9 protein-coding genes are annotated in these 11,665 nt (G+C 59.5%); 1 reads left to right on the plus strand and 8 read right to left on the minus strand.

The window, feature by feature from the left end; all coding sequences use genetic code 11:
• Positions 1 to 101: 101 nt before the first annotated feature.
• From DYE40_RS03210 to DYE40_RS03230, 5 genes are all read right to left on the minus strand, one after another.
• On the minus strand, positions 102 to 1,154 hold the full coding sequence (locus tag DYE40_RS03210) for a S49 family peptidase (RefSeq protein ID WP_115307702.1): 1,053 nt from the start codon (positions 1,152 to 1,154) through the stop codon (positions 102 to 104).
• 80 nt (positions 1,155 to 1,234) lie between these two features.
• Positions 1,235 to 1,885, minus strand: a complete 651-nt coding sequence (locus DYE40_RS03215; RefSeq protein ID WP_115307703.1) for an HAD hydrolase-like protein — start codon at positions 1,883 to 1,885, stop codon at positions 1,235 to 1,237.
• A gap of 47 nt (positions 1,886 to 1,932) precedes the next feature.
• On the minus strand, positions 1,933 to 2,664 hold the full coding sequence (locus tag DYE40_RS03220; protein WP_115307704.1) for an LOG family protein: 732 nt from the start codon (positions 2,662 to 2,664) through the stop codon (positions 1,933 to 1,935).
• 166 nt (positions 2,665 to 2,830) lie between these two features.
• Positions 2,831 to 4,510: a cation acetate symporter gene (locus tag DYE40_RS03225; RefSeq protein WP_115307705.1), complete on the minus strand. Its 1,680-nt coding sequence runs from the start codon at positions 4,508 to 4,510 to the stop codon at positions 2,831 to 2,833.
• A 1-nt stretch (position 4,511) separates the two neighbouring features.
• The gene (locus DYE40_RS03230; RefSeq protein WP_115307706.1) at positions 4,512 to 4,871 is read right to left on the minus strand and encodes a DUF485 domain-containing protein; all 360 of its coding nucleotides are present in this window, start codon (positions 4,869 to 4,871) and stop codon (positions 4,512 to 4,514) included.
• A gap of 329 nt (positions 4,872 to 5,200) precedes the next feature.
• Here DYE40_RS03230 and DYE40_RS03235 point away from each other — a divergent pair, with 329 nt between their 5' ends.
• Positions 5,201 to 6,094 (plus strand): LysR family transcriptional regulator, encoded by an 894-nt coding sequence (locus tag DYE40_RS03235; RefSeq protein ID WP_115308263.1) that lies wholly within the window; start codon positions 5,201 to 5,203, stop codon positions 6,092 to 6,094.
• A 438-nt stretch (positions 6,095 to 6,532) separates the two neighbouring features.
• Here the strand turns inward: DYE40_RS03235 and metE are convergent, their stop codons facing one another.
• The 3 genes from metE to DYE40_RS03250 all read right to left on the minus strand — a co-directional run bounded on the left by metE (position 6,533) and on the right by DYE40_RS03250 (position 11,492).
• The gene (metE, locus tag DYE40_RS03240; protein WP_115307707.1) at positions 6,533 to 8,806 is read right to left on the minus strand and encodes a 5-methyltetrahydropteroyltriglutamate--homocysteine S-methyltransferase; all 2,274 of its coding nucleotides are present in this window, start codon (positions 8,804 to 8,806) and stop codon (positions 6,533 to 6,535) included.
• Between the two features lie 583 nt (positions 8,807 to 9,389).
• Positions 9,390 to 11,066 (minus strand): formate--tetrahydrofolate ligase, encoded by a 1,677-nt coding sequence (locus tag DYE40_RS03245; RefSeq protein WP_115307708.1) that lies wholly within the window; start codon positions 11,064 to 11,066, stop codon positions 9,390 to 9,392.
• A gap of 195 nt (positions 11,067 to 11,261) precedes the next feature.
• Positions 11,262 to 11,492: a hypothetical protein gene (locus tag DYE40_RS03250; protein ID WP_147286566.1), complete on the minus strand. Its 231-nt coding sequence runs from the start codon at positions 11,490 to 11,492 to the stop codon at positions 11,262 to 11,264.
• Positions 11,493 to 11,665: the final 173 nt, after the last annotated feature.

Consider the following 11,665-nt stretch of genomic DNA (forward strand, 5'->3'; position numbering starts at 1 on the left):
TACGCGGGATGCGGTGGGGCAAACGGAAAAGGCCGTCTGAAAACGGATTTTCAGACGGCCTTTTTTGCTGCTTGTGGTTTACCAGCCTTTATTGTCCAGGTTTACCAGCCTTTATTGTCCAGGTTTTGCAGGCTTTGGCGGACTTGGTTTTGCACTTCGCTGTTGAGGCGGCGGCTGATGGCGCGGGCGAGGTCGTCTTCGTCGGGGGTGTAGTCGACGAGTTCGGGGGCTTTGATTTGGTCGCGGGCAACGCTGTATATGTTGCCGAAGCCGTCGATGAGGCCGTTTTTCTGTGCTTCGAGGCCGGTGTAGATGCGGCCGCTGAAGATTTCGGGGTCGCCGGTTTTGAGGCGGCTGCCGCGTCCGGTTTTGACGGCGTTGATAAATTCGCCGTGGATGTCGTCGAGCATTTTCTGCCAGATGGCGGTTTGCTCGGGGGTTTCGGGCGAGAAGGGGTCGCCCATGCCTTTGTTGCTGCCGGCGGTGCGCAGGCGGCGTTTGATGCCGAGTTTGTCCATCAGCTCGGTAAAGTCGAAGCTGCCGCCGATCACGCCGATGCTGCCGACGAGGCTGGACGGGTCGGCGTAGATTTTGTCGGCGGCGGCGGCGATGTAGTAGCAGCCGGAGGCGCACATGTCTTCGGCAACGAGGTAGAGGGGGATGTTTTTGTGCTGTTCTTTGAGGCGGCGGATTTCGTTGAAGGCGGTGTTGGAGATGACGGGGGAGCCGCCGGGGGAGTTGGCGCGGATGATGATGCCTTTGACGTTTTTGTCGGCGTAGGCGGCTTCGAGGCCGTTGCGCAGCATGGCAACCTGGTCTTGGTAGCCGCTGCCGATCACGCCGTTGAGTTTGATGACGGCGGTGTGTTCTTTGTGTTTCGCGCCGAGTATTTTGTTGAAGCCGCCGCCGCTTTCGGCTTCAAGGCGGCCGGTGGTGCAGCTGTGGAAGGTGAAGAGGGTGCCGGCAAAGAGCATTGCGCCTACGCCGCGCCAGACGTTGCGCCAGAAGCGGCTGCTGCGCTGTTCTTTGTGGACGCTGAGGAGGAGTTTGTAGAGGGTGTCGCGCTCCCAGCTTTCCTGGCGGGGGGCGGATGGGGTGTGCTGCTGCTGGGTGTTGTCGCGCTGTTCTTCTTCGCGTTGGATTTTGAAGCTCATGGTGTTTCCGGTGGGTTGGGGGGTTGCGGGTAATGTGTACTGCGCCGTGGTTTTCCGCGCGGTTTTGTTTTCAGACGGCCTTACAGGGTGTGCAGGAAGGCGGGCAGTGCGGAGAGTGCGGGCAAGATACCGATGTTGGGGGCTTTGCGCAAGGTGTCGGGGCTGTGTGCGCCGGTGGCGATGCCGATGCCGCGCGCGCCGGCGTGGGCGGCCATTTCGAGGTCGTGGACGGTGTCGCCGGCAATCAGGCTTTCAGACGGCGCAAGGCAGAGTTCGCCGCAGATTTTGTACACCATGTCGGGGGCGGGTTTGGCGTGGCATTCGGTGGCGGTGGCGGTGGCCGCCCAGTAGGCGGCGGTGCCGCTTTCGCCGATGGCGCGTTCGAGGCCGCTGCGGCTTTTGCCGGTGGCGACGGCAAGCTCGAAGCCTTGCGCTTGGAGGGTGTCGAGGACGGGAAGCGCGTCGGGGAAGAGTTGTGTGCCGCAGTGGCGGGGGTGGAGGCTGGCGGCGGCGTAGACTTCTATGATTTCTTCCTGTTTGTGTTCGCCCGCATGGGGGGCGAGGGTGCGGACGATGCGGACGAGGGAGTAGCCGGCGAGGTTGCGGATGCGTTCGGGCTCGGGCTTGGGCAGGCCGCATTCGTAGAAGGTTTCGCGCAGGGTGTCGATAAGGGGGGCGGCGGTGTCGGCGAGGGTGCCGTCCCAGTCGAAGATGATGAGTTTGGGCTGCATGGTTTTCCTTTCGTGCCGCAGGCGGTTTCAGACGGCCTGCGGGGGGTTTAGAGGCCGAGTTCCCAGTTGGCTTTGGGATTGACGCAGAAGCCGTCGGTGCAGTTGGCGTAGTGGCGGAAGATGCGTTCGACGATTTCGTCGGCATCGTCGATGATTTCAAACAGTTCTGCGTCGGACGGGGCGATGAAGCCGCGTTCGAGCAGCCGGCTGTGTATCCAGTCGCAAAGCCCCTGCCAGAAGCTGCGGCCGACGAGGATGACGGGGCGGTGGGGGGTTTTGCCGGTTTGCACGAGGGTGAGGCTTTCGAAGAGTTCGTCGAGGGTGCCGAAGCCGCCGGGCATCACGATGTAGGCAACGGCGTGTTTGACGAACATGACTTTGCGCGGGAAGAAGTGTTGGAATTTGACCGACAGATCCTGATAGGGGTTGGCGTGCTGTTCGTGGGGCAGGACGATGTTGAGGCCGACGGCGGGGCTGTGTCCGGCAAACGCGCCTTTGTTGGCGGCTTCCATAATGCCGGGGCCGCCGCCGGAGATGACGGCGAAGCCCGCGTCGGAGAGCTTGCGGGCGATGGTTTCGGCCAAGAGGTAGTCGGGGTGGCTTGGCGGGGTGCGCGCGCTGCCGTAGATGCTGACGGCGGGACGGATGGCGCGCAGCTCTTCGCCTGCTTCGAGAAATTCGGACATGATTTTCAGCAGGTGGTAGCTTTCGCGGGCGTATATGTCGCGGCGGGCGGCTTCGGGCAGGGCGGGATCGGGCAGTTTGTCGTGCAGGGACATGGCGTTTTTCCTTGTGGCGGGCGGCGGTGCAAGATAAAAAATCTGTGGTTTTGTTTTTTCTATTTTATTCCACTATGTAAACATAAACAGTTTTGGCGGCGGTGGCAAACACGGAGGCCGTCTGAAAAGCGTTTTTCAGACGGCCTCTGTGGTGCGGGGGTGCGGTTTAGTGGTCCGATGCTCCGGCCGCGCCGATGCCGGTCATCGAGCGGACGTATTGTGCGTCGAAGCCTTCTTTGTCTTCGGCGGCGCGTTCGGATTTGTCGAATACGGACACCAGCCATGCAACCACAAACGCCAGCGGGATGGTAAACAGGGCGGGGTTGCCGTAGGGGAAAATCGCGCTTTCGTGGTGCAGCACGCTCACCCATACGGTGGGGCCGAGGACGATCAGCACCAGTGCTCCGATGAGTCCGGCAAAGCCGCCGGCCACTGCGCCGCGCGTGGTCAGGCCGCGCCAGAACATGCTGAGCATCAGCACGGGGAAGTTGGCCGAAGCGGCTACGGCGAAGGCAAGGCCGACCATAAAGGCGACGTTTTGGTTTTCAAAGGCCACGCCGAAGATGATGGCCAGCACGCCCAAGCCCAAGGTGGCGGCACGGGAAACGCGCATTTCCTCTTTGGGCAGGGCGCGGCCTTTGCGGATAACCGAAGAGTAGATGTCGTGGCTGACGGCGGACGCGCCCGAGAGGGTCAGTCCGGCCACCACCGCCAAAATGGTGGCGAAGGCCACGGCGGAAATAAAGCCCAGCAGCAGGTTGCCGCCGACGGCTGCGGAAAGGTGTACCGCCGCCATATTGGTGCCACCGATCATTTCGTATACGGTGTGCCCGTCTTTGACTACTGCTTTGAAAAACGACGGATTATTGGTCAGGAAGATAATCGCGCCAAAGCCGATGATGAAGGTCAGCAGGTAGAAGTAGCCGATGAAGCCGGTGGCAACCACCACCGATTTGCGGGCTTCGCGGGCATCGGGCACGGTAAAGAAACGCATCAGGATGTGCGGCAGGCCGGCGGTGCCGAACATCAGCGCGAAGCCGAGCGAGAGCGCGTCGATCGGGTTTTTCACCAGGCCGCCGGGCGCGAGGATGGCTTCGCCCTTGGTGTGGGTGTCGGCCGCTTTTTGGAACATGGCTTCCATGCTGAAGCCGCTGGCGTACAGCACCATAAAGGCCATGAAGGTTGCGCCGCCCAACAGCAGCACGGCCTTGATCATCTGCACCCAGGTTGTCGCCAGCATACCGCCGAACAGCACGTAGGCCACCATCAGCGCGCCGACAATCAGCACTGCCCAAAGATAGTCCATGCCGAACAAAAGCTGGATCAGTTTGCCCGCGCCCACTACCTGCGCAATGAGGTAGAGCATCACCACCAAAAGCGAGCCCGAAGCGGCAAACAGGCGCACCGGCGTTTGTTTCAGGCGGTAGGCCGCCACGTCGGCAAAGGTAAACTGGCCGAGGTTGCGCAGCCGTTCGGCCACCAGAAACAGTACCAGCGGCCAGCCCACCAGAAAGCCGGTGGAATAAATCAGGCCGTCGTAGCCGGAGGTGAACACCATGGCCGAAATGCCCAAAAACGATGCGGCCGACATAAAGTCCCCCGCAATCGCCAGCCCGTTTTGAAAGCCGGTGATGCCGCCGCCGGCGGTGTAGAAGTCTTTGGAGGAACGGTTTTTCTTCGCCGCCCACTTGGTAATCCACAGCGTTGCGCCCACGAAGATGAAGAACATAATCACGGCCGTCCAGTTGGTCGCCTGTTTTTCCACTTCGCCGGTAAACGCGTCCGCCCACAGAGAGCCGGAGCAGAGTGCCGCCAAGGCGGGAAAGATGAATTTTTGGTTTCTCATTTTATTTTTCTCCCGACAAAGTTTCGCGTACCGCTTCCTGTGTCATTTCTTCAAACTTGCCGTTGGCCAGCCACACATACACCAGCGTAATCAGGAAGGAAAACACAATCACAAACATCCCGACCCAGATGCCCCAAGTCGTTACCCCGCCGGGCGACACTTTGGCTGCCAGCGTTTGGGGCGAAGTGCCGATAATCCAAATATAGGCGGTGTACACGGCAAACACCGAGATCGAAAAGCCCCAGCCCAGCCATGCTTTCTGCCGCGCCATCGCGCGGAAGGCCGGATGCGCCAGCACCCGCGCCGCCCGCGCCTTTTCCTGCTCCTGGCGGGCTTTTTGATCCGTATTTTTCGTATTCATAGTTTTGCTCCTCTTCGATATTGATTGTTCGGATGGTTGCGGGCGGGACGGCCTGCAAACGGCAAAGCCCCGCCCTGCCCCGATTTATAAACAAGCGCGGAGCAGGCGGGCTAATATTATTTTTTGATAACCCGCATCCGCGCCGCAAATAACACAGAGTTTTCATCTTGAATTACAAAATGTTTTTTATAAAATCGGCTTTACCTGCCGCCCTTGTTTGTGTTAAAAAACGAAAAGCAAAATTTACAGAAAGGCCGTCTGAAAACAGGATTTCCGCTTTCGAACCGCCCCAACCAAAAGCAGACTGCAAAGGAAAAAGGAATACCCGCATGGACATCAACCAACTGCGCGCTTTCATCACCGTCGCCCACACCAAAAACCTGACTCAGGCCGCCGAGAAACTCTTTCTCTCCCAGCCCGCCGTGTCCGCCCAAATCAAAGCCCTCGAAGCCGATGTCGGCACTACCCTTTTTACCCGTACCAACAGCGGCATGACGCTGACCCGCGCCGGCGAAGTGCTGCTGCCCGAAGCCGAAGAGTTATTGCAGCACAAACACCGCCTCGAAACCTTCGCGCAAACCCTGTCCGAAAACTATGTCTGCCACGCCCGACTCGGCCTCATCCACCCCATCTTTCCCGCCAAAGTCAGCCGCCTTACCCGCAGCCTCACCCGCCGCGAACCCAATATCCAGCTCCATATCCAATACGGCATGAGCGGCGAAATTCTCAGCCGCATCCTTGCCAAACGCCTGCACGGCGGCTTCTTCCTCGGCAGCCTCGACCAGCGTACTCTGCAAAGCATCCCGCTGGAACACATCGCCTACTCCCTCATCTGCCACACCGACGACGAAAAAAGCCTGCGCAGCGGCCTGCCGCGCAGCCTCAACGGCTACACTTGGATTGAAATGTCCGGCGTGTCCGGCAGCCACAAAAACCTGCAACAGTTTTGGCACCGCCACAAGCTCACCCCGAAAAAGCAGATTATCTGCGACTATCCCCAAGCCATTATCGGCCTGGCCGCCGACGGCATCGGCCTGGCGATGGTACCCAAGCACAGCGCGCAGGCTGCGCAGCGGCAGGGCAGCCCCATTGCCCTAATCGACGAATTTGAGCAGCAGCTTCCCCTGCACTTCGTCTATCTCGACGAATACGGGCAGGATCCCGCCCTGCAGCTGATGCGCGATGCGGTGCTGGAAGTGTGGGACGGCGCAGAGGCCGTCTGAAACCGAAGAATCCGCCGCAAACCCGCTCTCCCCCTGCGCCCGCTCGGGGTCGGGTCGGGGAGGGGGCGGTTTGCAAAACTGCTTTCCCGCCCGCAAGCGCAGCCGAAACGGCAACAGCCCCCACCCTAACCCGCCCCCGCAGGCGGGAGAGGGAACAGAGGCCGTCTGAAAGCGCAGCTTCAACGAAGTGAAAACACGGATTCGGCTCATCCGAAATGCCGCTTGAGGTTTTCAGACGGCCTCTGCCGCCAAGTAGGGTGTGTGGCTCCGCCACGCACGCATTCTTTGGTTTGACAGGAAGCCTATCCGGCAAATCCGCAAATCCGCATGCTTCGCCCGGGCGGCACGCCCTGCGCAGGATTCGGCGGGACAAAAGACAGAGGCCGTCTGAAAACCCTAAAACAGGTTTTCAGACGGCCTTTGCCGTGCGGCAGAAACTTATTTCGCCAATTCGGCACGCAGTTTTTTGGTAACTTCCATCATCACTTCAAGCTGCTCGATGGTTTCTTTCCAACCGCGTGTTTTCAGGCCGCAGTCGGGGTTGACCCACAAACGCTCTACCGGCACGACTTCCATGGCTTTGCGCAGCAGTTTTTCCACTTCTGCGGCAGTCGGTACGCGCGGGCTGTGGATGTCGTATACGCCCGGGCCGATGTCGTTGGGGTATTTGAAGTCGCCGAACGCGGTCAGCAGTTCCATATCGGAGCGCGAGGTTTCGATGGTGATTACGTCGGCATCCATGCTGGCGATGGCGGGAAGGATGTCGTTAAACTCCGAGTAGCACATATGGGTGTGGATTTGGGTGCTGTCTTCTGCGCCGGTGCTGGACAGGCGGAAGGCTTCGCACGCCCAAGCCAAGAATCCGTCCCATTGCGCTTTTTTCAGCGGCATGGCTTCGCGGATGGCCGGTTCGTCGATTTGGATGACCTTGATGCCGGCTTTTTCCAAATCCAACACTTCGTCGTTCAAGGCCAGTGCGATTTGCTTGGCCACGAGGCTCAAAGGCACGTCGTCGCGTACAAACGACCATTTGTACATGGTAACGGGGCCGGTGAGCATGCCTTTCATCGGGCGTTTGGTCAGGCTTTGCGCGTAGGCAGACCAATAAACGGTCATCGGCTCGGGGCGGGAAACGTCGCCGAAAATCACAGGCGGCTTCACGCAGCGGCTGCCGTAGCTCTGCACCCAGCCGAACTGGGTGAAGCAGTAGCCGGCAAGCTGTTCGCCGAAGTATTCGACCATATCGTTGCGCTCGGCTTCGCCGTGTACCGGCACGTCGAGTTCCAGTTTTTCCTGCACTTCAACACAGTAGGCGATTTCTTTTTTCATCGCCGCATCGTAATCGGCAGCACTCAACTCGCCTTTTTTGAAGGCGGCGCGGGCTTGGCGGATTTCGGCGGTTTGCGGGAACGAACCGATGGTGGTGGTGGGCAGCACGGGCAGTTTCATCCAAGCCTGTTGGGCTTTGATGCGCTCGGCAAACGGCGATTTGCGCTGATCCGCACCTTTGGGCAGGTCGGCCACGCGTTTTTGTACGGCTTCATTGTGGATTTTTTTGTTGGTGGCGCGGTCGGCGGCGGCGGCATCGGAAGCGGCAACAGCCTCTTTCACGCTGTCTTTGCCGTGTGCCAGTGCTTGTTTCACCACACCCAGCTCAACCAGTTTTTGCGCGGCAAACGCCATCCATGATTTGATTTCGCTGTCGAGTTTTTCTTCGACGGCCAAATCCTGCGGGCTGTGCAGCAGCGAGCAGCTCGGCGCGATCCACAGATTGTTGCCCAGTTTTTCCTGAACGGGTTTGAGCGTGTCGATGACTTTGCTCAGGTTGGCGCGCCATACGTTGCGGCCGTCGATCAGGCCGACCGACAAAACTTTGTTTTCCGGCCAGGCATCGGCAAACACGGCCAACTGCTCGGGCGCACGCACGCAGTCGATGTGCACGCCGTGTACGGGCAGGGATTTGAGCAGGTTCAGATGCTCGGCAACCGAAGCGAAATAAGTGCCGATAATGATGCGCACGCCGGTGTTGCCCAGCTCTTTATAAGCGGTTTCAACGGCTTTGATCCAGTTTTCGTCGGCATCGGCGGCCAAAATCGGCTCGTCGATCTGAATCCAGTCCACGCCTTCGGCAGCCAGTTCGCGCAGCAGTTGGGCATAGGCGGCCACCAGCTTGGGCAGCAGGCTGATGCGTTTGAAGTTTTCGTCTTTGGCTTTGCCCAACCACAACAGGGTAACGGGGCCGATCAGCGTGGGCTTGATGTCGTAGCCTTGCGCTTTGGCTTCTTTGATTTGGGCAATCAGGTTTTGGGCGTTAACCGAAAACTCGGTGTCGGCGTGCCATTCGGGTACGATGTAGTGGTAGTTGGTATCGAACCACTTGGTCATTTCCATGGCAAACTGGGTGGCGTTGCCGCGTGCCAGTTGGAAATATTCTTGCAGGCTCAGGTTGGCCGCGTCGAAACCGAAGCGTTTCGGAATCGCGCCCAAAGTGCACAGCAGGTCCAAAACATGGTCGTAAAACGAAAAATCGCCCACCGGCAGCAGATCCGCACCGGCAGCTTTTTGCGCCGCCCAGTTCAGACGGCGGATTCCGGCAGCGGTTTCACGCAGCTCGGCTTCGCTTTTTGCGCCTTTCCAAAAGCCTTCGACGGCAAATTTCAGCTCGCGTTTCGCGCCGATGCGCGGGTAGCCGGATAGGTGGAATGTGGTCATGGTTGTCTCCTGATTTTTCGGGGAATGTGGAAAAAAACGTCATGATGCCATCTTGCCTTGTCCGGCGGTAATAGGCAAACGAGTTATTTTGGCTTTGCGTATGAACGGATTTAATAGGCCGCCCGCCGTTTGGCCTGCAGATAAAAAAACGCCCTCGGGAAAGAGGGCGCAAAACAGAGAGAATACACAAAAACAAAAGGCTTCCCGCAGCAGGGAGGGCGGCTTGCGCCGCAGGGATTAAGAACTGCGGGTTTTGCTGTCGGTATGGGCGCGGATTATGCACTGGAAAACGGAATTTTGCAAATTTTATTTGTCAAATTTTTTTATCGGGCGTTGGATTTGTGCGATAAGCGGTATTCGAAAGATGTGAAAAGGCCGTCTGAAACACGGATTCCGAGTATCCGAAATGCTGTTTGCGGTTTTCAGACGGCCTGTTGTGCTGCGGTGGGGAACGCGTGCGTCGCTGTGCGACACACCCTACGCGGGATTTGGCGGGACAAACGGAAAAGGCCGTCTGAACGCGGCTTCAACGAAGTTAAAACACGGATTGCGTTTTTCAGACGGCCTCTTTGCCGGCGGGGGTTTAGAACAGGCCGGTAATGTTTCCTTCCGCGTCCACATCGATTTTTTCGGCCGAGGGGACTTTGGGCAGGCCGGGCATTTTCATGATGCTGCCGCAGACGGCAACGATGAAGCCTGCGCCGGCGGAGAGGGTGAGGCTGCGCACGGTGATGGTGAAGCCTTCGGGGCAGCCGAGGAGTTTGGGGTCGTCGCTGAACGAGTATTGGGTTTTGGCGACGCACACGGGCAGTTTGTCCAGCCCCAGTTTTTCCAGCGATGCGATTTCGGCACGGGCTTCCGCGCTGAATGCGACATCGGCTGCGCCGTAGATTTTGGTGGCGATGGCGCGGATTTTGTCGGGGATGCTGTCGGCGGTGTCGTAGGCGTAGGAGAAATTGCCGTTTTGGGCTTCGACGGCGGCCACAACTTTGCGGGCGAGGTCTTCGCCGCCTGCGCCGCCGTGCGCCCACACTTCGGCAAGGGCGGCTTCTGCGCCGTGTTGCCGGCAGGCCGTCTGAATGAGGGCGAGTTCGGCATCGGTGTCGGAAACGAAGCGGTTGAGTGCCACGACGACGGGCAGGCCGAATACGGTTTTGAGGTTGCGGATGTGGCGCAGCAGGTTGGCCAGGCCGCGTTCGAGGGCTTCGAGGTTTTCCGCGCCGAGCTGGTCTTTGGGTACGCCGCCGTTGTATTTGAGGGCGCGGACGGTGGCGACGACGACGGCGGCATCGGGTTTGAGGCCGGAGAGGCGGCATTTGATGTCGCAGAATTTTTCCGCGCCCAAATCCGCGCCGAAGCCGGCTTCGGTTACGGCATAGTCGGCCAGATGCAGGGCGAGGCGGGTGGCGGTTACGGAGTTGCAGCCGTGGGCGATGTTGGCGAAGGGGCCGCCGTGGACGAAGGCGGGGGTGCCGCCTATGGTTTGCACGAGGTTGGGTTTGAGCGCGTCTTTGAGGAGGGCGGCCATTGCGCCGTGGGCGTTGAGGTCGCGGGCGAAAACGGGGCTGCCGTCTTTGGCGTAGGCAACCAGCATGTTGCCGAGGCGTTCTTTCAAATCGGCCAGGTCGCGGGCAAGGCAGAAGACGGCCATGACTTCGCTGGCAACGGTGATGTCGAAGCCGTCGGGACGCAGCACGCCGTCGGTGGGCTTGCCGTTGCCGCTGATGATGTTGCGCAACTGGCGGTCGTTCATGTCCACCGCGCGCCGCCACAGGATGCGTTTGGGGTCGATGTTGAGCGCGTTGCCCTGGTAGATGTGGTTGTCGAGCATGGCGGCCAGGAGGTTGTTGGCCGCGCCGATGGCGTGGAAGTCGCCGGTGAAGTGGAGGTTGATGTCTTCCATCGGCAGCACTTGGGAATAGCCGCCGCCGGCCGCGCCGCCTTTGATGCCGAATACGGGGCCGAGAGATGGCTCGCGCATGGCGACGGCGGCGGTTTTGCCGATGCGGTTGAGTGCGTCGGCCAGGCCGATGGTGATGGTGGTTTTGCCTTCGCCGGCGGGCGTGGGGTTGATGGCGGTAACCAGAATCAGGCGGCCTTTTTTGTCGGGCAGGCCGAATGCGTCGGCGGGGTTGATTTTGGCTTTGTAGCGGCCGTAGGGTTCGAGTCTGTCGGCGGCAATGCCGAGTTTGGCGGCGATTTCGGCTATGGGGCGGATGTCGGCCTCGCGGGCGATTTGGGCATCGGTTTTGTGGGTCATGGCATTTCCTTTTTTCAGTTGGTACAAAGGGTTGGATTCGGGGCGGATTATAAGGGAGGCCGTCTGAAAGCGGGGCGGGATGTGCTTGAAAAATATTGCTGCGTCGGAAGAGAATGATTCATGATGAGGCCGTCTGAAAACTGTTTTTTGGTTTTTCAGACGGCCTCTGCCGTTGCGGGTGGAAACCGCGCCGCATTAGTTCAGTTCAAACACGGTTTGTGGCGAAACCGCCCGCCAAACGGGTTTGTTCCGGTAGCGGGCGGGTTTGAAGCGGGCGTTGTCCATACTGCCGACGGCAATGCATACGATGGCTGTGCCTTCTTCTGCGTTTTCCAATGACAGGTCGGGATAGGAGGGCGGATTCCGGACAATTTGTACAATGTCGGCAAACTGCGTTTTGTCCGCAGCCAGGTTTTGCGGTATCACGAAATACGCTTCCTGCTCTGCGGCAAACGGCACATTGCGGCAGACGGTTTCATATCTGCCGTCGGTTTGGGTGTGCTTTTCGCAACGCTCGCGCGGCGGAAATTCCTGCGGCAGATTGTTGGTGCCTGCGGCCTGTTGGGCAACGGCGGGATCTGTCTCCTGTTCGCGGCCGG

Source organism: Kingella potus (assembly GCF_900451175.1).
In the GTDB taxonomy this organism is placed as follows: Bacteria; Pseudomonadota; Gammaproteobacteria; order Burkholderiales; family Neisseriaceae; genus Neisseria; species Neisseria potus.